The sequence below is a fragment of the Paenarthrobacter sp. CM16 genome (genome assembly GCF_013179505.1).
Lineage (GTDB): Bacteria > Actinomycetota > Actinomycetes > Actinomycetales > Micrococcaceae > Arthrobacter.
This window is the reverse complement of record NZ_JABMCX010000053.1, coordinates 1-20042: the sequence shown is the minus strand read 5'-3', so window position 1 is coordinate 20042 and position 20042 is coordinate 1. Positions and strand designations below refer to the sequence as shown.

At 63.5% G+C, this 20042-nt stretch carries 19 protein-coding genes, 1 tRNA gene and 1 pseudogene; 17 read left to right on the top strand and 4 right to left on the bottom strand.

The genetic code is table 11. The annotated features are described in order from the left end of the window. From HP499_RS06795 to HP499_RS06715, 17 genes are all read left to right on the top strand, one after another. Positions 1–970: ABC transporter permease (locus tag HP499_RS06795; RefSeq protein WP_172323162.1), on the top strand; the 970-nt coding region annotated here is incomplete at its 5' end. 2 nt (positions 971–972) lie between these two features. Continuing rightward, positions 973–1377, top strand: a complete 405-nt coding sequence (locus HP499_RS06790; RefSeq protein ID WP_172323160.1) for a cytidine deaminase — start codon at positions 973–975, stop codon at positions 1375–1377. Further along, a complete protein-coding gene (locus HP499_RS06785; RefSeq protein ID WP_172323158.1) occupies positions 1374–2684 on the top strand; it encodes a thymidine phosphorylase in 1311 nt (436 codons plus the stop codon). The genes HP499_RS06790 and HP499_RS06785 overlap by 4 nt, the downstream gene beginning before the upstream one ends. Positions 2685–2772: 88 nt before the next feature. Beyond that, entirely contained in the window at positions 2773–3423 is a 651-nt protein-coding gene (locus HP499_RS06780; protein WP_172323156.1) for a VTT domain-containing protein, read from the top strand. Between the two features lie 192 nt (positions 3424–3615). Next, positions 3616–4299, top strand: a complete 684-nt coding sequence (locus tag HP499_RS06775) for a DedA family protein (protein ID WP_172323166.1) — start codon at positions 3616–3618, stop codon at positions 4297–4299. 48 nt (positions 4300–4347) lie between these two features. Beyond that, positions 4348–5490, top strand: coding sequence for an adenosine deaminase (locus HP499_RS06770; protein WP_172323154.1), 1143 nt, complete (start codon positions 4348–4350; stop codon positions 5488–5490). Further along, a complete protein-coding gene (locus HP499_RS06765; protein ID WP_172323152.1) occupies positions 5468–6199 on the top strand; it encodes a MazG nucleotide pyrophosphohydrolase domain-containing protein in 732 nt (243 codons plus the stop codon). Before HP499_RS06770 ends, HP499_RS06765 begins: the two co-directional genes overlap by 23 nt. A gap of 116 nt (positions 6200–6315) precedes the next feature. Further along, positions 6316–7596, top strand: a complete 1281-nt coding sequence (gene eno / locus HP499_RS06760) for a phosphopyruvate hydratase (RefSeq protein ID WP_011773994.1) — start codon at positions 6316–6318, stop codon at positions 7594–7596. 148 nt (positions 7597–7744) lie between these two features. Beyond that, positions 7745–8548 (top strand): septum formation initiator family protein, encoded by an 804-nt coding sequence (locus HP499_RS06755; protein ID WP_172323150.1) that lies wholly within the window; start codon positions 7745–7747, stop codon positions 8546–8548. Between the two features lie 68 nt (positions 8549–8616). Continuing rightward, positions 8617–9300: a DUF501 domain-containing protein gene (locus tag HP499_RS06750; RefSeq protein ID WP_172323164.1), complete on the top strand. Its 684-nt coding sequence runs from the start codon at positions 8617–8619 to the stop codon at positions 9298–9300. After that, positions 9297–10253: a Ppx/GppA phosphatase family protein gene (locus tag HP499_RS06745; RefSeq protein ID WP_172323148.1), complete on the top strand. Its 957-nt coding sequence runs from the start codon at positions 9297–9299 to the stop codon at positions 10251–10253. Before HP499_RS06750 ends, HP499_RS06745 begins: the two co-directional genes overlap by 4 nt. After that, positions 10250–11641, top strand: a complete 1392-nt coding sequence (locus HP499_RS06740) for a S8 family serine peptidase (protein WP_172323146.1) — start codon at positions 10250–10252, stop codon at positions 11639–11641. Before HP499_RS06745 ends, HP499_RS06740 begins: the two co-directional genes overlap by 4 nt. A gap of 38 nt (positions 11642–11679) precedes the next feature. After that, on the top strand, positions 11680–13134 hold the full coding sequence (locus HP499_RS06735) for an NAD(P)/FAD-dependent oxidoreductase (RefSeq protein ID WP_172323144.1): 1455 nt from the start codon (positions 11680–11682) through the stop codon (positions 13132–13134). Positions 13135–13228: 94 nt separating this feature from the next. Next, positions 13229–14149 carry an N-acetyltransferase gene (locus HP499_RS06730; RefSeq protein WP_172323142.1) on the top strand — a complete coding sequence of 307 codons (921 nt, stop codon included), beginning with the start codon at positions 13229–13231 and terminating at the stop codon, positions 14147–14149. Between the two features lie 21 nt (positions 14150–14170). Further along, a tRNA-Leu gene (locus tag HP499_RS06725) sits at positions 14171–14244 on the top strand. Positions 14245–14467: 223 nt separating this feature from the next. Then, positions 14468–15823: an ABC transporter substrate-binding protein gene (locus HP499_RS06720; RefSeq protein ID WP_172323140.1), complete on the top strand. Its 1356-nt coding sequence runs from the start codon at positions 14468–14470 to the stop codon at positions 15821–15823. 107 nt (positions 15824–15930) lie between these two features. Continuing rightward, positions 15931–16869: a lipid kinase gene (locus HP499_RS06715; RefSeq protein ID WP_172323139.1), complete on the top strand. Its 939-nt coding sequence runs from the start codon at positions 15931–15933 to the stop codon at positions 16867–16869. A gap of 75 nt (positions 16870–16944) precedes the next feature. On the opposite strand, the gene HP499_RS06710 is transcribed toward HP499_RS06715, so the two are convergent. From HP499_RS06710 to HP499_RS06695, 4 genes and pseudogenes are all read right to left on the bottom strand, one after another. After that, positions 16945–17715, bottom strand: a complete 771-nt coding sequence (locus HP499_RS06710) for an ABC transporter ATP-binding protein (protein WP_172323138.1) — start codon at positions 17713–17715, stop codon at positions 16945–16947. Continuing rightward, positions 17712–18704, bottom strand: a complete 993-nt coding sequence (locus HP499_RS06705; RefSeq protein WP_172323137.1) for an ABC transporter ATP-binding protein — start codon at positions 18702–18704, stop codon at positions 17712–17714. The genes HP499_RS06710 and HP499_RS06705 overlap by 4 nt, the downstream gene beginning before the upstream one ends. Next, on the bottom strand, positions 18701–19669 hold the full coding sequence (locus HP499_RS06700; RefSeq protein ID WP_172323136.1) for a branched-chain amino acid ABC transporter permease: 969 nt from the start codon (positions 19667–19669) through the stop codon (positions 18701–18703). The genes HP499_RS06705 and HP499_RS06700 overlap by 4 nt, the downstream gene beginning before the upstream one ends. Positions 19670–19678: 9 nt before the next feature. Then, positions 19679–20042, bottom strand: a pseudogene (locus HP499_RS06695) (branched-chain amino acid ABC transporter permease); the annotation flags it as partial.

Genomic DNA, 20042 nt, shown 5'->3' with positions numbered 1-20042 from the left:
GTTTGTGTTCGCGTTGCTCGTGTGGATCGTCGCAGGCGCCCGCCAGCCCTCCATCTCCCTGGCCGGCCTGGTTGCCGGCTCGGTGACCCTGGCGGTGCCGTTGGTCTTTGGCTCGCTCTCCGGCGTATTGTGCGAGCGGGTGGGCGTGGTCAACATCGCCATCGAGGGTCAGCTCCTGGGCGGCGCATTCACTGCAGCGCTGGTGGCCACCATGACGGGCAGCCCTTACATCGGCCTGATTGCAGCCGCTGCAGCCGGCGCCGCTGTCTCCATGGTTTTGGCGGTCTTCAGCATCAAGTACCTGGTCAACCAGATCATTGTGGGCGTTGTGCTCAATGTGCTGGTGTCGGGCCTCACCGGTTTCCTCTACGGCACCTTGATGGTGCCCAACAAGGAGCAGTTCAACACTCCGGGGCGCCTGGACATCCTGCCGATCCCGTTGTTGTCGGACATCCCGATCATCGGGCCCATCCTGTTTGAGCAGTCCATTGCCGGCTACCTCATGTACGTTGCCGTAGCCGTGGTGTGGTTCGGCCTGTTCAAGACCCGCTGGGGCCTGCGGGTCCGCGCCGTGGGTGAACACCCGCAGGCTGCTGACACGCTGGGCATCAACGTCAACGCCACCCGCTTCTGGAATGTCACCCTGGGTGGCGCCATTGCAGGCATCGGCGGCGCGGTGTTCACCTTGGTGACCATCGACTCCTTCACCAAGGACATTTCCGGCGGCCGCGGCTTCATCGCCCTGGCAGCGTTGATCTTTGGCCGGTGGAACCCGATCGGCGCCTTCCTGGCATCGCTCCTGTTCGGCTTCGCGTACAACCTGCAGTCCATCCTGGGCATCATTGGTACTCCCGTGCCCAGCCAGTTCATGGCCATGCTGCCGTATCTGGTGACCATCTTCGCCGTCGCCGGTTTGGTGGGTAAGTCACGAGGACCGGCCGCCAGCGGCATACCTTATGTGAAGGGTTGACGATGCCTGCGAATGACATTGATTGGCAGGCACTCGAAGCGGCAGCAAAGCAGGCCATGCAGAGGGCCTATGCACCATATTCCAAGTTCCCGGTGGGGGCTGCGGCCCTCACCGAGGACGGCCGGATCATCAGCGGCTGCAACGTGGAGAACGCCAGTTACGGGCTGACCCTGTGTGCTGAATGCGCCTTGGTGGGCCAGCTCCACATGACAGGAGGCGGCAGGCTTGCCGCGTTCTACTGCGTGGACGGCCAAGGGAACATCCTCATGCCGTGCGGACGCTGCCGCCAGCTCCTGTACGAATTCCGGGCACCGGGAATGCAGCTCATGACAACTCAAGGAATCAAATCCATGGACCAGGTGCTACCTGACGCCTTCGGTCCTGAACACCTGGAGGAAACCTCGTGACAAGCACTGAAGCGTTCGACGCCGTCCAGATCATTTCCATCAAGCGGGACAAGGGCACACTGACTCCCGAGCAGATCGACTGGACCATCGATGCCTATACCCGCGGTGTGATTGCCGAGGAACAGATGGCCGCGCTGAATATGGCCATCCTCCTCAACGGGATGGACCGCTCCGAGATCTCGCGGTGGACCGCTGCGATGATCGCCTCCGGGGAGCGGATGGACTTTTCGTCCCTGACAAGGCCCGACGGCGGCCGGAAGGCTACCAGCGACAAGCACTCCACCGGGGGTGTCGGGGACAAGATCACGTTGCCGCTGGCGCCGCTGGTGGCCGTGTTCGGCGTCGCCGTTCCGCAGCTTTCGGGGCGCGGACTCGGCCACACCGGCGGAACCCTGGACAAGCTCGAGGCCATCCCCGGGTGGCGGGCCAACCTGAGCAATGATGAAATCATGGCGCAGCTTCAGGACGTGGGAGCGGTGATCTGTGCCGCAGGTTCAGGGCTGGCACCTGCGGACAAGAAGCTCTACGCCCTGCGCGACGTCACAGGAACCGTGGAAGCCATTCCATTGATTGCCTCATCCATCATGAGCAAGAAGATCGCCGAAGGAACGGGCTCCTTGGTCCTGGACGTCAAAGTGGGTTCGGGTGCCTTCATGAAGGATGAAGCCCGGGCCCGGGAGCTTGCCGAGACCATGGTGGCCTTGGGCAAGGACGCCGGCGTGCACACCGTTGCGCTGATCACGGACATGTCCACGCCCCTGGGGCTGACTGCCGGAAACGCCATTGAGGTGGAGGAATCGGTAGAGGTCCTTGCCGGCGGCGGTCCGGAAGACGTCGTCGAACTGACCGTCCGGCTCGCTGAGGAGATGCTGGCCGGTGCCGGCATCCACGACGCCGATCCCGCCGCTGCGTTGAAGGACGGGCGGGCCATGGATGTCTGGAACCGGATGATCGAGGCACAGGGTGGCGACCCCCGTGCTGCACTTCCGGCGGCCAAGGAATCCGAGGTTATCTACGCTCCCGCGGACGGGGTCCTGATGGAACTGGATGCGCTTTCCGTGGGTGTCGCTGCATGGCGTCTGGGCGCGGGGCGGGCCCGCAAGGAGGACCAGGTCCAGGCCGGTGCAGGTGTCCGCATGCATGCCAAACCGGGCGCGCTGGTTCGGGCGGGGGAGCCGCTGATGACGCTTCTGACGGACACTCCGGAGAAGTTCGAGCGGGCCAAGGAAGCGCTCCAGGATGCCGTGGTGATCGCACCGGAAGGTTCACGTCCGGCGCATCAGCTCATCATCGACCGCATCGCCTAGGCTTAAGTGTTCCGGGCTGTTCGCCAAGAGCAGCCCGGGACACCAGTCATCCGGCGCCTGTGGGGGAGCCGGCTACCGTAAGGAAACCGTGCAGGGCATCAACGATTTCATCCTCGCCGCGGCGGAGCAGCCATGGGTGTTGTTCCTGGTGCTGGCCTGCTGCGTGATCGATGGCTTCTTCCCGCCCATTCCCAGCGAGTCGGTGGTGGTGGGGCTGAGCGCGGTGTCCGGGAGCAGCGGTTCGCCCAACGTGTGGTTGCTGGGGTTGATGGCGGCCATAGGGGCGTTCTCCGGGGACAACATCGCCTACATCATCGGCCGCCGCATCGGGATCCAGCGGTGGCGCTGGATGCGCACCCAGCGGATGCAGGGCGCCTTCCGTTGGGCAGGCAAGGAACTTCGACGCCGTTCGGCCTCGCTGATCATGGTGGCCCGCTTCATCCCCATTGGCAGGGTGGCCGTCAACCTGACTGCAGGCGCCACGCACTTCCACCACCGGCGCTTCGTGGCCCTTACCGCCATGTCAGCAGTCCTGTGGGCAACGTACTCGGTGATCCTGGGATACTTCTTCGGCGTCTGGTTCGAGGACAACCACCTCCTGGGTGCTGTCATAGCGATCGTGGTGGCCGTGATCCTGGGCATCATCATCGATCGGATCATCAGCAAGGTCCGGGGATCAGTGCCCCTGGACGGCAAGAACATCCCCGAAGAAGACGCTCCGACTCCACCCACGGTATGACGCTTCAGGGGCCGGAAGATCAGCCCGGCGGTTGACGACGGCACCTTATCAGCACCTATAGCGTTAAGCGTGTGATCCCAAGGCTGGGACGTAGCGAACGACGTCCCGGCCGTGGGACACTAGAGCGACTTCCGTCACACCGTCAAGTCATATTCGTCTAGGAGCTACCGCCGCGTGGAGTTTTTGAACCAAATGCTCGAGCATGCAGCCGGGCAGCCCTGGATATACCCGGTACTGCTGATCTTCTTCTTCATTGACGGATTTGCCACCATCCTCCCCAGCGAAACAGCCATTGTGGGTCTCTCGGCGCTGTCCCTTCACAGCGGAGAGCCCAACCTGTGGATCCTGGGAGCCACCGCCTTGGTGGGTGCCATGGCGGGCGACAACATGGCCTACATGCTGGGCCGCAAGATCGGCCTGACCCGCTGGAAGTGGATGCGCAGGCCAAAGGTCCAAAAGATGTTCGCCTGGGCGCAGTATGAACTTGATAAGCGTGGTGCGGTCCTCATCTTTACAGCCCGCTATATCCCGTGGGGCCGCGTGGCCGTGAACTACGTCGCCGGACAAACCGGCTTCCGTCACCGCACCTTCTTCTGGCTTGACGCCTTTGCCTGCATCACATGGGTGGGCTACTCCATCGGCATTGGCTTGCTTGCCGGCCAATGGGTGCATCACAACCCGCTCCTCGGCGTCGGAATTGCCGTGGCCTTCGCCGTGGTTCTCGGCATCGTGGTGGATCACGCCCTGCGCTGGTGGCACAAGTACCTGGAGAAGAAGGACCTCGCCAAGGAAGCCGCTGCCGGCACCGAAGCGGCGGCCGTTGATCCCGCCGAAAAGGCGATCGCCGGCGTCGACCTCTCCAAGCCGGCCGGCTAGGCAGCAGACGTTACTGGCGGGGCTTGCGGTGGGGACTAGTCTTAGTACGTGACTGAGCCCATACTTGACGCTGCCCCTGCCCTTGACTTCGATCTGAAGAGCCTTCCAAAGGTTTCCCTCCACGACCACCTGGACGGAGGCCTCCGCCCCTCCACCATCATTGAGCTCGCTGCAGAGGTGGGCCATACACTGCCCTCCACCGATCCCGTTGCGCTGGGTGAATGGTTCCGCGAATCAGCGGATTCCGGTTCCCTGGTCCGCTACCTGGAGACGTTCGACCACACCATTGCTGTCATGCAAACCAAGGAAGGCCTGTTCAGGGTCGCCAAGGAATTCGTGGAAGACCTTGCCGAGGACGGCGTGGTCTACGGTGAAGTCCGGTGGGCACCGGAGCAGCACTTGCAGAAGGGCCTGACCCTGGACGAGGTTGTTGAAGCCGTCCAGACCGGTCTTGAAGCCGGTGTCGATGCCGCTGACGAGCGCGGCCGGCAGATCCAGGTGGGCCAGCTGATCACCGCCATGCGCCACGCCGACCGTGGCCAGGAAATCGCAGAGCTCGCCGTCCGCCACCGTGCCAACGGTGCTGTTGGTTTTGATATTGCCGGCGCCGAAGACGGCTTCCTGCCGTCCCGCTTCAAGGACGCCTTCACCTACCTGGCCGAAAACAACTTCCCGGCCACCGTCCACGCCGGCGAAGCAGCGGGCCTGGAGAGCATCCAGTCCGCGCTGGTTGACGGCCGCGCCCTGCGCCTTGGCCATGGTGTCCGGATCGCCGAGGACATCTCGGTGGAGTTTGAGGACAACTCCGACGACGACGGCGAGGACACCGTGGGCATGGTGACCATCGGCAGCATTGCGGCCTGGGTCCGGGACCGCGGCATCGCACTGGAAATCTGCCCTTCGTCCAACCTCCAGACGGGCGCCATTTCCGGCTTCGGCGACGGCATTGAAAGCCACCCCGTGGACATGCTGTTCCAGCTCGGTTTCAATGTCACCATCAACACCGACAACCGCCTCATGAGCGGGGTCACCCTGACCGATGAGCTGGAGCTCCTGGTGGAGACCTTCGACTACGACCTCGATGATCTCCTTGAACTGACCCTCAATGCCGCCGAGGCAGCCTTCCTGCCGTTGGACGAGCGCGAAGCTTTGGTTGAGTACATCAACGATGCCTACGCCAACCTCGGCTAAGAACTCCGACGAGCTCGAAGAGCTCATCCGGACGATCGCAGCCCTGCGTGAGCACTGCCCCTGGATGGGTGGGCTGACGCATGAGTCGCTGGTGGAGTACCTGGTTGAGGAAGCCTACGAAGTGGTGGACTCGATCGAGGCCGGCGCTGTTGACGACGAGCTTCGCGGCGAGCTGGGTGATGTACTGCTTCAGGTGGTACTGCATGCCCGGCTCGCCGAGGAGCGCGGCAGTTTTGTTTTTGCTGACGTAGTCCGGGGTATCAACGCCAAAATGGTCCGGCGAAACCAGCATGTCTTCAAGCCGGACGGTTCCCTGCAGGACAGTTTTCCGGCCAGCGTCGAGGAAATCATCGTCAAGTGGGACGCCGCCAAACGCGCCGAGAAGCCGGAACGGAAGGATCCCTTTGAGGGCATCCCGCCGCACCTTCCTGCGTTGGCGGCAGCGCAGAAGTCCCTGGACAGGGCGGCCCGCGCAGGGTTGGACGTTTCAGGGTTGGACATGTCAGGGTTCGATGGTGCTGCACGGTTGGTCCATCCGCAAAGTGCGCCGGCCGCCGTCGGACTTTCCGCCTTCCCGGCCTCGGAAGAAGCGCTCGGTGAGTTTTTGTTCGCCGTCGTAGCCGGTGCCCGCGAGCAAGGACTCGACGCCGAACGGGCCCTCCGTTCGGCAGTTCGATCGTTTCAGAACAACCAGGCCCAACCTTCATGACGTGAGTCTTTGGAAGTTGTTCCGTAACCTAAGCCACTCTGGACTACGCTAGTAGCGACGAGGACGTTGAGAATTTCCCTCCTCATTCCTGTAATTTGCCCATAAGGAGCACATCCATGGCGCTTATCGATGCCATCCACGCACGCGAGATCCTTGATTCCCGCGGAAACCCGACCGTAGAAGTTGAGGTCCTGCTTTCCGACGGCCAGATCGGCCGCGCAGCAGTTCCCTCCGGTGCTTCCACCGGTGAGCACGAGGCAGTTGAGCTTCGCGACGGCGACAAGGGCCGTTACCTCGGCAAGGGTGTCCAGAAGGCTGTTGACGCCGTCATCGACGAGATCTCACCGGCCCTGATCGGCTTCGACGCCACTGACCAGCGCAGCATCGACCAGGCCATGATTGACCTCGACGGTACGCCCAACAAGGGCAAGCTCGGCGCCAACGCCATCCTGGGTGTTTCCCTGGCTGTCGCCAACGCCGCAGCAGCTTCTGCTGACCTGCCGCTGTACAAGTACCTGGGCGGCCCGAACGCCCACGTCCTGCCCGTTCCGCTGATGAACATCCTCAACGGCGGCTCGCACGCCGACTCCGATGTTGACATCCAGGAATTCATGATCGCCCCGATCGGTGCCGAGACCTTCTCCGAAGGCCTGCGCTGGGGTGTTGAGGTTTACCACAACCTGAAGGCTGTCCTCCAGGAAAAGGGCCTCTCCACGGGCCTCGGCGACGAAGGTGGCTTTGCGCCCAACCTGCCGTCCAACCGCGCTGCACTGGACCTGATCCAGGAAGCCATCAAGAACGCCGGCTACACCCCGGGTACGGACATCGCCCTGGCACTGGACGTGGCCTCTTCCGAGTTCTACAAGGAAGGTGCCTACCAGTTCGAAGGCAAGGCACTTTCTGCAACCGAGATGAGCGCCTACTACGCTGAGCTCGTTGCCGACTACCCGCTGGTTTCCATCGAAGACCCGCTGGATGAGAACGACTGGGAAGGCTGGAAGACCCTCACTGACACCATCGGTGACAAGGTCCAGCTGGTGGGCGATGACCTCTTCGTCACCAACCCGGTCCGCCTGCAGCAGGGCATCGAGACGGCTACGGCCAACTCCTTGCTGGTCAAGGTCAACCAGATTGGTTCCCTGACCGAGACGCTCGACGCCGTTTCCCTGGCCCAGCGCTCCGGCTACACCACCATCACCTCGCACCGCTCCGGCGAAACCGAGGACACCACCATTGCTGACATCGCCGTTGCCACCAACGCGGGCCAGATCAAGACCGGTGCCCCGGCCCGCTCCGAGCGCGTTGCCAAGTACAACCAGCTGCTGCGTATCGAAGAAGAACTCGACGACGCCGCACGCTACGCCGGCCGCAGCGCGTTCCCGCGTTTCAAGGGCTAGCCTTCAGCGAAAACACGTAACCGGTGGCTATGGTGGAAAGACCATGGCCGCCGGTTCCGTTTAACGCAGCTTTTGTTCAACGCGGGCCAGGTCAAGAACAGCAAGCGCAGCAAACCGCCAGGCAAGCACCGGGCATTACAGGAGTGTCATGGCCACCCGTCGTCCAAAGGTACCCAGGGCCGACGCCTTGGGACCTTCCAGTGCAGGCCGCCCTGCGGTCCCAAGAACCGCCGTCCCGCGAACATCCGTCCCGCGAACCGCCGCCAAAGGCGCTGCGGGGGCAGGGACAAATGATTCAGGTTCCGGCAGCGGGGATGTCATCGAGGCCGAGTTTGGCGCCTCCCGAACCACTGCCAGGACCCCGACTCCGGCAGGCGGCACCAAAGGGCCCGCCGCAGGCAGCAGAGTGGCTGGTCCGAAGCCTCCCGCGAGCGGCAAGAGCACCGGAGCAGCGGCAGGCAGGACCGCCGGGAAGAAGCCCGCACCGGGCACCTCCAAGGCCGCGGACAAGGCTTCCACCAAGCCGGGAACCAAGGCCTCGACGGATCACGATCTCGATCCCGTACCAGCCAAGGCGTTTTCCGGCAGGATGCTGGCCCTGGCAGTGGTCATGATTGCCATCACTATCATGCTGGCCCCTACGGTGAAGATTTTCCTGGAGAAGCGGGCCGAAATCTCGGCGCTGGAGGCCGAGATTGCAGGACGCAAGGCCGAGCAGACGGAGCTCAACAAGCAGCTTTCCCGGTGGCAGGATCCCAACTACGTGAAACAGCAGGCCCGGGACCGCATTAACATGGTTATGCCGGGTGAAACGGGTTACTGGGTGTTTGGGGGAGAAGAAGCCGCCGGCACTCCGGGTGGCCGCACCGGCTCCGGATCGTCTGCCAACCCGGAGAATCTGCCCTGGGTGGATGCTCTCTGGGAGTCAATCAGACGATCGGCAACTGACTAGACGCGGTGCCCACCGCCGTCGTGTCCGCAGTGGACACGGCAACAAGGGCAGGAAGGGTGGCAGCGCAAGTGGAAGAGAACACGGCAGCCGTGCCGCAGGAATCCCGCGAGCCATCAGCACACGATCTCGAGGTCCTCAGCCGCCAGCTGGGCCGCCCGGTCCGGGATGTTGTTGAGATCCCTGCGCGGTGCGTCTGCGGCAACCCGCTGGTGGCAGCTACTGCGCCGCGCCTCAGCAACGGAACTCCGTTTCCCACTACGTTCTACCTGACCCACCCGGTGATCACCTCTGCGGTGTCACGGTTGGAAGCCGGCGGGCTCATGAACCAGATGAATACCCGCCTTACGGCAGACCAGGACCTCGCAAGCGCCTACCACAGCGCCCACGAAGCCTACCTGCAGGCCCGCAATGACATTGCAGGGCGCTCCGGAACCGGTGCTGTGCCCGAAATTGACGGTATCTCCGCCGGTGGCATGCCCGCCCGCGTAAAGTGCCTGCACGTCTTGGTGGGGCATTCCCTGGCTGCAGGGCCGGGGGTTAATCCGTTGGGAGACGAAGCGCTGGACGCTATCACGGAGTGGTGGACCAAGGATCGTTGCTACTGCGATGGCGCGTGGGAAACTGCCGGCGAGGCACCATCCCGGGACCTGAGCCGTCACGGGCCGCAGGGCCTGCCGGACATCGTGGGGCGCCCTGCGCCGGTGCGCAAAGCCAAGACCGACACACCGGGCCGTCAGGAAGGCACTGCATGAGCCGCGTTGCAGCGATCGACTGCGGAACCAACTCCATCCGCCTCCTCATCGCTGACGCCTCAACCGACGGCGCGCCGGGACCCTTGGCCGACGTCGTGCGTGAAATGCGTGTGGTCCGCCTTGGCCAAGGCGTAGATGCCACGGGCGAGCTTGCACCGGAGGCCTTGGAACGCACGTTCGCAGCAGCACGCGATTACGCCGAACTCATCACCGTCCATGGTGCAGGGCGGGTCCGGTTCGCGGCTACGTCCGCCACCCGTGATGCCCGTAACCGCCAGGTTTTTGTGGACGGCATCCGGGATCTGCTGGGGGTGGAACCTGAGGTCATTTCCGGCGACGAGGAAGCAGCGCTGTCCTTTGCCGGCGCCAGCAGCGTCCTGCCGGCCACGGGAGAGGACCCCATCCTGGTGGTTGACCTCGGGGGCGGCAGCACGGAATTCGTCCTGGGTGACTCCAACGGCGTCATCGCCGCACGTTCGGTGGACATCGGCTGCGTACGGCTCACCGAACGCCACCTGCGCAGCGATCCGCCGACTCCCGCGCAAATCGCCGCGGCAGAGGCCGACGTCGATGCCGCGCTGGATCTTGCCGCGCAGACGGTACCCCTTGAGCGCGCCACAGCCGTGGTGGGCGTTGCCGGTTCCATCACCACCATCACCGCGCACGCACTGGGCCTGGACGAATACCGTCCGGAGCGGATCCACGGTGCGTCGTTGGACCTTGAAACAATCCGGGATGCATGTACCAGCCTGCTGGAGATGACGCGGGACGAGCGCGCGGCGCTTCCGTACATGCATCCGGGCCGTGTGGACGTTATCGGTGCGGGCGCCTTGGTGTGGCGCCGGATCCTGGACCGACTGGCCAGTGTCAGCAACGGCAGGATCGTTGCCGCAGTCTCAAGCGAGCATGACATCCTGGACGGCATTGCCCTCAGTATCCGGGATGCCGAATGACGTTGCGTTTTCACCGCACCCTCTCTGCCGCCCTTGCCGCAGCCATGGCTGGCGGGGCGCTGGCGGGTGCGTTGTTGACGGCTCCTGCGGCCAGTGCGGACGCCTGGCGCGACAAAGAGTTCTGGCTCAAGGACACAGGAGTCACCAACGCCTGGCAGGTCTCCAAGGGCGCCGGCGTCAAGGTTGCGATCATTGACAGCGGCATTGATGGAAACCACCCGGACTTGAAGGGCGCGGTGGTGGGCGGAACGGACGTCTCGGGAGCCGGAGCCCCCAACGGGCAAAAGAGCATAGGTGCCAAGACCGAGCACGGCACCCTGGTGGCCACCATGCTCGCCGGACGCGGCCACACCACCCCTACGGCATCGCCTTCACCATCAGCTTCGGCAACGCCGCCAGGGCCACCCCCCATTCCACCTGCCGGAGGTCCGGACGGTATCACCGGAGTTGCTCCGGAGGCGGAGATCCTGGCCATCTCAACGTGGCTCGGCTCGCCCAACCCGGGCGGCAAGACTGACCAGCAACAAATTCCCGAGGCCGTTCGTTGGGCGGTGGACAACGGTGCCAAGGTCATCAACATTTCCCTCGGGAGTACGTCGCCCGATTGGCCGCAGAGCTGGGACGCTGCTTTCCTGTATGCCGAGCAAAAGGACGTGGTGATAGTTGCCGCCGCCGGTAACCGTGTAGGCGGGAACATCCAGGTCGGTGCCCCGGCAACCATTCCCGGCGTCCTGACGGTAGCCGGGCTTGACGGCGAGGGACGCGCCAGCGTGGATTCCTCATCGCAAGGCATCAGCATTGGCGTAGCCGCGCCGGCGGAGAAGCTGGTGGGCGGCATTCCCGGCGGGGGATATGCAGAATGGGCTGGAACCTCCGGCGCGGCCCCCATCGTCTCCGGTGTAGCTGCCTTGATCCGTTCCAAATGGCCGGAGATGAGTGCCAAGCAGGTCATCAACAGGATTGTCAGCACGGCCAAGGATGCCGGCGCTCCGGGGAAGGATCCCCTCTATGGATACGGCATCCTCAACGCGGAGGCTGCCCTGAAGGATGAGGTACCTGCCGCAGGCAGTAACCCGCTGGGTTCCATCGCCGACTGGATCCGCGTGCATCGGCGCGGCGTCTTCAGCGAGCCCTCGCAGGCGCCCGTGGCCAGTCCTACCAGCGCTGCCCCCACCCTCGCTGATCCGACCGTCCCTGCTGCGAAGACGCCGGCCACTGTCGACGACGCCCTGCCGGCCGCCGTCGTACTGGGTTTTGGAGCGTTGTTCGTGGCACTGGTGACGGGCGCTGCAATCCAGTTGCGGCGGGTCTCCAAAAACCCGCCCGCAGTGGCCGAGGAAGCCGAAACGGGAGCGCTTTTGACGGTGGATCCACCCGCCCGGAAGTAGTTAGTGAAGATTTTCACAAAGTGCTGTACTCTGGATTCATGGCAACCACCCCAGAGCTCATTGACCGTCCCCGGGTTCTCGTCGTCGGCGGCGGCTACGTCGGCCTGTACGTAGCACTCAAACTGCAGAAGAAGATCGCGAACGCAGGCGGCATCGTCACCGTCGTTGATCCACTGCCGTACATGACCTACCAGCCCTTCCTCCCGGAAGTAGCCGGTGGCAACATCGAGGCACGCCACGCCGTCGTCTCCCACCGTCAGCACCTGAAGCAGACTGAGCTCATCCAGGGCCGCGTCACCAGCATCGACCACGCCAACCGGACCGCCGTGATCGCCCCGTCCGACGGCGGCGAGAACTTCGAGATCCCGTACTTCGACGTCGTCATCGCAGCAGGCGCCATCACCCGTACTTTCCCCATCAAGGGCCTCGCGGACAAGGGCATCGGCCTGAAGACCATCGAGGAAGCCGTTGCACTGCGCAACAAGCTGCTGGAGCGCATCGAAGCCGCTTCCACCATGACCGACCCCGCAGAGCGCGCCAAGGCGCTGACCTTCGTTGTGGTCGGTGGCGGCTTTGCCGGCATCGAGTGCCTCACCGAAATGGAAGACCTTGCCCGCGCCGCCGTGCGCAACAACCCCCGCATCCGTCAGGAAGAAGTCCGCTTCATCCTGGTTGAAGCCATGGGCCGCATCATGCCCGAGGTCACCGCTTCGCAGGCCGAATGGGTAGTGGAGCACCTCCGCAGCCGTGGCATCGAAGTACTCCTGAACACGTCCCTTGACAGCGCAGAGGGCAACCTCAAGCTGATCAATCTCCCGGACAAGACCTCCGCCGGCGAAGTTGAAGCTGACACCCTGGTGTGGGCTGCCGGTGTGCAGGCCAACCCGATGATCCGCTCCACCGACTTCCCGCTGGAACCCCGTGGCCGCGTCCGCGTCCTTCCGGACCTCCGCATCGCAGGTGACGAAGGGATCGTTGAGAACGCCTGGGCCGCCGGCGACATCGCCGCTGTTCCCGACCTCACGGGCAAGGGCCTGCCGGACGGCACCTGCGTCCCCAACGCCCAGCACGCTCTCCGCCAGGCCAAGAAGCTCGCCAAGAACCTCTGGGCTTCGCGCTGGGACAAGCCGCTGCACGATTACAAGCACAAGAACCTCGGTGCTGTAGCCGGCTTCGGCGAGTGGAAGGGTGTTGCCAACATCAATCTGCTCGGCCGCATCGGCCTCAAGGGCGGCCTCGCCTGGCTGGCCCACCGTGGTTACCACGGCATGGCGATGCCCACCGTGGAGCGTAAGTTCCGCGTGATCTTCGGCTGGATCCTGGCCTTCTTCGCCGGCCGCGACACCACGCCCCTGATGGACCTGGACAACCCGCGCGGTGCTTTCGTTGCCGCTGCGACGCCGGCTCCGAAGCCCGCAGCTGCTCCGGCACCTGTAGAGGCCAAGCCTGCTGCCGAGGAAGCCAAGACCCCGGTTACGGCTAACGCCAAGTAGTCCACGCACGACGGCGGCCACCCCCTTTTCGGGGAGTGGCCGCCGTCGGCGTTTAACCCAGCAGCGTTTCCGCCGCTGCCCCTAGACTGTGCTCATGTCCGGTGAAACCGACCTCAAGACGCTGCTGGAATCCCTTCACCCCGTAGTCCGCGATGGCGACTACGTCTACGCCTTGTGGCCGCACGGCAGACCGCTTTCGGGTGGCATCGAGGCGGCTGTTCGAGAGGCCGAAGGCCTTACCGTTGTCCTGCCCAGGGACGAAGCTGATTCCTTGGGCCTGAGCTACGACTTCGTCGCTGCGTGGATCACGCTTCAGGTCCATTCGGCCCTTGAAGCCGTGGGGCTCACGGCTGCAGTGAGTGCCGCGCTGACGCACGCCGGGATCAGCTGCAACGTCCTTGCCGGCTTCCATCACGACCACCTCCTGGTGTCGTCGGCAGATGCTGCCCGGGCCATGGACGTGCTCCGGCTTTTGGCACGCGGTGTGGTCCTGCGCACCGAGCGCCCCGAGGACCGCCCTGAGATCCTCGAACTGACAGCCCGCGCGTTCTCTGTCTCGCCGGTGACCGGCGAACCCGTTGCAGGCACCCCGCTCGAAGTGGAGCTGCTGCGGTCTCTGTTTGACTGCCCGGAGTATTTGCCGCAGTTCAGTATCGTTGCTGAGATGGGCGGGGAGATTGTGGGCCACGCAATCAGCACCCGTGGGTGGATCGGGGACCTGGAGCTGCTGGGGCTGGGCCCCATCGGCGTGCTTCCCCACTTTCAAAAGCGCGGGGTGGGTTCGGCCCTGATGCGCGAGACTGCTGCCCGGGCCACCGCCGCAGGGGAGCCCGGGATTGCCCTGCTGGGCAGCCCCCTGTACTACCCGCGCTTCGGTTATGTGCCGGCCACCTCTGTGGGCGTCCAGCCTCCGGAGCCCGTGTGGGGAGATCGTTTCCAGTTGTTGACGCTTCCCGGATGGCCCGACGACGTCCGCGGCACTTTCCGCTACGCCGCGCCATTCAATGAGCTATAGCTGGGATACCATGGTGCGGGCGCCCCAGTAGCCCAATTGGCAGAGGCAGCGGACTTAAAATCCGCGTGTTGTGGGTTCGAGTCCCACCTGGGGCACGGACGGCAGGTGAGAGCTCTTTCTCCCTTCCGCTGTGCGCGCGAAGTCTTCCGCGGAAATTCCCAGCTGGCGTGTAGATTCCCCACAGGCAACGAGTGTTATAGGGATGTGACCTGAATCACTTATGTTCGCCGCCCAATTGCATTAGTTTGAGTCTTAATCAGGAACACCTGAGTAATCGCATCAAAGGCAGTTCGCACCTTTCGATCGAGGAGACAACGAATGTTTGATCTTTCCCCAGCGGCGCCCCGAGCCGCCAAGCTAACAGCGCTTGGCATTGGGGTCGCGCTCTTGGCCACGGCTTGCGGTGGGTCTTCTACGCCTACCCAGACCGGGTCTTCTTCCGCCGCAGCCGCAGGCATCTCCTGCCCGGCTCCCAGCGGCGGGGCGGGAGCCGGCAACAGCCAGGCTGCCACCAACACGGGACCAGTACCTCCCTCGACCACCACCACAGACGCACCACTGAAACTTGGATCGCTCCTGCCGACGACGGGGTCGCTGGCGTTCCTTGGCCCGCCCGAAATTGCCGGCGTCAACCTCGGCATCAAGGAAGTCAACGATGCCGGCGGCGTCCTTGGCGCTCCGGTCTCCGTGGTCCACCGTGACTCCGGTGATACCAAGACGGACATCGCCACCCAGTCCACCACAGCCCTCCTGGGCCAGGGCGTGAGCGCCGTCATCGGTGCTGCATCGTCTGGCGTCTCCAAGACGGTCATCAACCAGATTACGGGCGCAGGCGTCATCCACTTCTCGCCGGCAAACACCTCGCCTGACTTCACCACCTGGGACGACAAGGGCCTCTACTGGCGCACTGCACCGTCCGACGTCCTGCAGGGCAAGGTCCTGGGCAACTACATGGCTACCTGTGGAGCACAGACCGTTGGCATGATCGTTCTCAACGACGCTTACGGAACGGGCCTCCAGAAGAACGTCAAGGAAGCCTTCGAGGCAGCCGGTGGCAAGGTTGTAGCTGAAGAACTCTTCAACGAGGGCGATTCCCAGTTCAGCAGCCAGGTAGACAAGGTCCTCGCAGCCAAGCCGGATGCGATCGCCCTGATCACCTTCGACCAAGCCAAGAGCATCGTCCCCCTGATCACCGGCAAGGGCATCAAGCCCACGCAGCTGTTCATGGTTGACGGCAACACCTCGGACTACAGCAAGGACTTCCAGGCAGGCACCATGAAGGGCGCACAGGGAACCATTCCCGGCACGTTCGCCAAGGATGACTTCAAGAAGAAGCTTCTTGCCATCGATCCCGCCCTGAAGGACTACAGCTACGCAGGCGAGTCCTACGACGCCGTGAACCTGATCTCGCTGGCTTCCGAGGCAGCCAAGAGCACCAAGGGCACGGACATCGCAGCCAAGCTGAAGGAAGTCTCTGAAGGCGGCGAGAAGTGCACCACCTTCGCTGCCTGTGTCACGCTCCTTCGCGAAGGCAAGGACGTTGACTACGACGGCCAGTCCGGTCCGGTCACGTTCTCCGACGCCGGTGACCCCACCGAGGCGTACATCGGTATCTACGAATACCAGGATGACAACACCTACAAGCCGGTCCGTGAAGAGTTCGGCAAGCTCTAAGCTGAACGCCGGCTGACCGCAGCCAGAACGGGCCCCCTTCCTCACCAGGAAGGGGGCCCGTTTGCATTCCACATCTGATACACAGACGGTAGACCTACCATGGCCTCATGAAGCTAACCCGGGAAGCCCGTTCCATCGCCCTGGTCATCAACGCCGGTTCACGCAAGGGTTCCGCTGCCCGGCAGCTGGTGGCCGGGAGTCTTCAACGGGCGGAGCTCCCGATCTCCACGGTGTATACGGTGCGCGGCGGCGGAGACCTGCGCCGAACCCTGGAGCAGGCGGTTGCTGAGGGGCACGATCTTGTGGTGGTGGGGGGAGGGGACGGAACGATCGCCTCCGCTGCCGGAATTGTGGCCGGTACCGACGTCGTGCTGGGCGTGCTTCCGATGGGCACCGCCAATGACCTTGCCAGGACGCTGGAAATCCCCCGCGACCTCAGTAGCGCCTGCGCTGCCCTGGCGGACGGAAAAGTAGTGGACATCGACCTCGGGCGGGCAAACGGCCAGCCCTTCCTCAACGTGGCTTCCGCCGGTCTGTCCGTGGCAGTCACCCAGGCCCTCAGTCCCCGCCTCAAGCGGCTGATCGGGCCCTTGGCCTATGGGGTGGCGACGCTGCGCTCCTACGCGACGCACAAGCCGTTTCACGCCCGCCTTGAATTCCCTGACGGGGACCACCAACCCGTGGAGTTGGAGAACCTGCTTCAGGTGGCAGTGGGAAACGGAAGGTACTACGGGGGCGGCAACGCGGTTTCGCCGACGGCAGGAATCGATGATCACACCCTGGACATCTATGCGATCCTGGCGGCGCCCTTACGCGATCAGGTGAAGATCGCGCGTTCGCTCAAGAACGGCAAGTTTGTGCAAAGCGAGCAGGTGTACCACCTCACCAGCCGGAAGGTCAGGCTGGTGACGGATCCGCCACTGCCGGTGAACCTCGACGGCGAGATCACCACCGGCACGCCCACGGACTTCGCTGTGGAACGGAATGCGGTGCACGTGGTGGTGCCGGGGAACAGCAGCAGCGCGACGTTTGAAGGACGCAACTGAAAACACCGAAGGCCTGGTTCCGGTGAATCGCCGGAGCCAGGCCTTCGCGTTTGTAGAGGCTAGACCTCGTCAGTCTTAGACCTCGTCAGCCAAAGTACCAAGGTAGAGCTGAATGACCTTTGGATCCTTCATGAGCTCACGGCCCGTACCGGTGTACGCATCCTTGCCCTGGTCCAGCACGTAGCCGCGGTCGCAGATCTGCAGGCAGCGGCGGGCGTTCTGTTCCACCATGATGACCGAAACGCCGGCACGGTTGATCTCGTGGACCCTGAGGAATGTCTCGTCCTGCTTCACGGGGGAGAGGCCTGCCGATGGCTCATCAAGGAGCAGTACCGCCGGATCCATCATGAGTGCCCGGCCCATGGCCACCATCTGGCGTTCACCGCCGGAGAGCGACCCAGCACGCTGGGCCCGCCGCTTTGCCAGTTCCGGGAACAGGCTTGCAACAAAGTCGAAGCGCTCAGCGAAGTCCTTGGGACGCTGGAACATGCCCATTTGGAGGTTCTCTTCAATGGTCAGCGCTGCGAACACGTTGTTGGTCTGCGGCACGAAGCCCACACCCTGGGTCACCAGCTTGTTGGCCTTCAAACCGGTCAGGTCCTGGCCCCTGACAACCACGGTGCCGGAGTGGACCTTCACCAGGCCGAACATGGCCTTCAGCAAGGTGGACTTACCGGCGCCGTTGGGGCCGATGATGCCGATCAACTCACCCTTGCGGGCCTCGATGCTGCACCCGTTGAGGATGTTGACACCGGGGATATACCCGGCCACGAGGTTGGTGACTTTGACGACGGAATCGCCTGCCGGGGCAGGTGCTGAGGCGGGCATTGCGGCTGGGCTGCTCATTTCCCGTCCTCCTTCTTTGTTTCAACGATGTCCGAGAGGATCCCGGCGTCTTCAGTGCCCACCACCGACTCTTCGTCAGCCTCAAGCTCGGCTTCGAGCACCTTGATGCCCTCAGCATCGCCGAGGTCCACATCGTGGTGTGCGCCGAGGTAGGCGTCGATCACGGCAGGGTTCTTCATGACTTCTCCCGGAGGCCCTTCGGCCACCACTTTGCCTTCCGCCATGACCACAACCCAGTCCGCGATGTGCCGGACCATGTTCATGTCGTGCTCGACGAAGAGCACGGTCATGCCTTCGGCCTTCAGGTTCTTGATGTGATCCAGCAGCGACTGGGTCAATGCGGGGTTCACGCCTGCCATGGGCTCGTCCAGCATCACCAGTTTGGGCTTGACCATCAGTGACCGGGCCATTTCAAGCAGCTTTCGCTGGCCGCCGGAGAGGGACGCAGCGTAGTCGTCCTTCTTGGCGTCAAGCTTGAACTTTTCCAACAGCACGTGGGCCTGGGCTGTGATTTCCTTTTCGCGGCCACCCCACATCCCCTTGAACAGGGCCTTGGAGAGCCGCTCGCCGGGCTGGTCCGCTGCGCCGAGCCGCATGTTCTCCATGACCGTCAGCTTGCCCATCACCTTGGTCAGCTGGAAGGTGCGCACCATGCCCATGCGTGCCACCTTGTAGGAGGAGACACCTGCCAGGCTGTTGCCCTCGAACTGCCACTTGCCTGTATTGGGCGTATCAAAGCCTGTGAGCAGGTTGAACAGCGTGGTTTTGCCTGCGCCATTGGGCCCGATCAACGCGGTGATCTTGTGGCGGGGGATCTCAAGGTATTCGACGTCCACGGCGTTGATGCCACCGAAGGACCGGGTGACATCCTCCGCCACCACAATGGGATCGCGCTTCTTGCAGCCAGGGGTGTTTTCCCCGACCGCGATGGGCCGCGAATCGGTCATGTAGTCGATATTTTCGGTATTGCGTTCGTTGGTCTCACTCATGCGAAAGCAAGCTCCTTCTTATTGCCGAACACGCCTTGCGGGCGGAAGATCATCAGGAGCATCAGCGCGACGCCCACCAGGATGTAGCGCAGCTGGCCAGCCTGGACGGTGGTCAGCCACGTGACTGCCCCTGATTCGATAAGGCCGTAGAGCAGGCTCTGGGTCAACGACAGGACAACCCAGAAGATCATTGCTCCGATGACCGGCCCCAGGACAGTGGCCATGCCGCCGAGCAGGAGGCAGGTCCACAGGAAGAAGGTCAGTTCCGTGCCGTAGTTCGAAGGCTGGACTGCACCACGGGGGAGCGTGAAGATCATGCCCGCCAAGGCACCCAGCACACCGCCGATGACCAGTGCCTGCATCTTGTAGGCGTAGACGTTCTTGCCGAGTGACCGCACGGCGTTCTCATCTTCGCGGATGCCCTTCAGGACGCGGCCCCAGGGGCTGCGCATCAGGAGCCACACCAGAACACAGCACACGATCACCAGTCCCCATCCGACAACGCGGATGAAGAAGTCGCGGTTGTTCATGCCCATGTAGGACCCCTCAGGGAAGGGATTCATGGCATAGAAGGTGTTCTCGAACGCCGCCAGGCCGTTGGCCGAACCGGTGACGCTGGTGAGCTGGTTGGTGGTGACCACGTAGCGGACAATTTCGGCCGCTGCGATGGTGACGATTGCCAGGTAGTCGGCCCGTAGCCGGAGGGTGGGAATACCCAGGATGAAGGCGAAGATCACCGAGCACAGGATGGAAATGATCAGTGCAAGGAAGAACGGGGCGTCAAAGCTGAGGGTAGAGATGGCGAAACCGTAGGCGCCAACGGCCATAAAGCCGGCCTGGCCGAAGTTCAGCAGGCCTGAGTAGCCGAAGTGAACCGCAAGGCCCAAAGCGGCAAGCGCGTAGGCCGCCGTCGTCGGGCTGAATAATTCGCCAAGGGCGCTGGAGAAAATGAATCCGAAGTCCATGGCCCGCTCCTAACCCACACGCTCACGCCGGCCGAGGATACCCTGCGGTCGGAACAGAAGAACAACGATCATGATGAACAGTGCACCGACGTACTTGAGGTCGGCGGGGAGGCCGAACACAGTGGTCAGTTCCACGAAGATGCCGACGACGATCGAGCCGATCAGGGCGCCGAAGACAGTTCCCAAACCACCGAGGGTCACACCGGCGAAGATGAGAAGCAGGATCTGCGAGCCCATGTCGAACGTGACGCCCGGGCGGTAGTAAGCCCACAGGATGCCGCCGAGGGAGGCGAGGACGCCACCGACGATCCAGACAATGCGGATGACCGAGTCGACGTCGATGCCGGAGGCGGCGGCCAGGGCCGGGTTGTCT

Excerpts from the sequence above, each read along its gene's own strand:
- HP499_RS06730 (WP_172323142.1), top strand. The coding sequence starts at position 13,229 with ATGTCCGGTGAAACCGACCTCAAGACGCTGCTGGAATCCCTTCACCCC.
- HP499_RS06765 (WP_172323152.1), top strand. The coding sequence starts at position 5,468 with ATGCCTACGCCAACCTCGGCTAAGAACTCCGACGAGCTCGAAGAGCTC.
- HP499_RS06775 (WP_172323166.1), top strand. The coding sequence starts at position 3,616 with ATGCTCGAGCATGCAGCCGGGCAGCCCTGGATATACCCGGTACTGCTG.
- HP499_RS06755 (WP_172323150.1), top strand. The coding sequence starts at position 7,745 with ATGGCCACCCGTCGTCCAAAGGTACCCAGGGCCGACGCCTTGGGACCT.
- HP499_RS06735 (WP_172323144.1), top strand. The coding sequence starts at position 11,680 with ATGGCAACCACCCCAGAGCTCATTGACCGTCCCCGGGTTCTCGTCGTC.
- HP499_RS06715 (WP_172323139.1), top strand. The coding sequence starts at position 15,931 with ATGAAGCTAACCCGGGAAGCCCGTTCCATCGCCCTGGTCATCAACGCC.
- HP499_RS06700 (WP_172323136.1), bottom strand. The coding sequence starts at position 19,669 with ATGGACTTCGGATTCATTTTCTCCAGCGCCCTTGGCGAATTATTCAGC.
- HP499_RS06705 (WP_172323137.1), bottom strand. The coding sequence starts at position 18,704 with ATGAGTGAGACCAACGAACGCAATACCGAAAATATCGACTACATGACC.
- HP499_RS06720 (WP_172323140.1), top strand. The coding sequence starts at position 14,468 with ATGTTTGATCTTTCCCCAGCGGCGCCCCGAGCCGCCAAGCTAACAGCG.
- HP499_RS06790 (WP_172323160.1), top strand. The coding sequence starts at position 973 with ATGCCTGCGAATGACATTGATTGGCAGGCACTCGAAGCGGCAGCAAAG.
- HP499_RS06740 (WP_172323146.1), top strand. The coding sequence starts at position 10,250 with ATGACGTTGCGTTTTCACCGCACCCTCTCTGCCGCCCTTGCCGCAGCC.
- HP499_RS06710 (WP_172323138.1), bottom strand. The coding sequence starts at position 17,715 with ATGAGCAGCCCAGCCGCAATGCCCGCCTCAGCACCTGCCCCGGCAGGC.
- eno (WP_011773994.1), top strand. The coding sequence starts at position 6,316 with ATGGCGCTTATCGATGCCATCCACGCACGCGAGATCCTTGATTCCCGC.
- HP499_RS06745 (WP_172323148.1), top strand. The coding sequence starts at position 9,297 with ATGAGCCGCGTTGCAGCGATCGACTGCGGAACCAACTCCATCCGCCTC.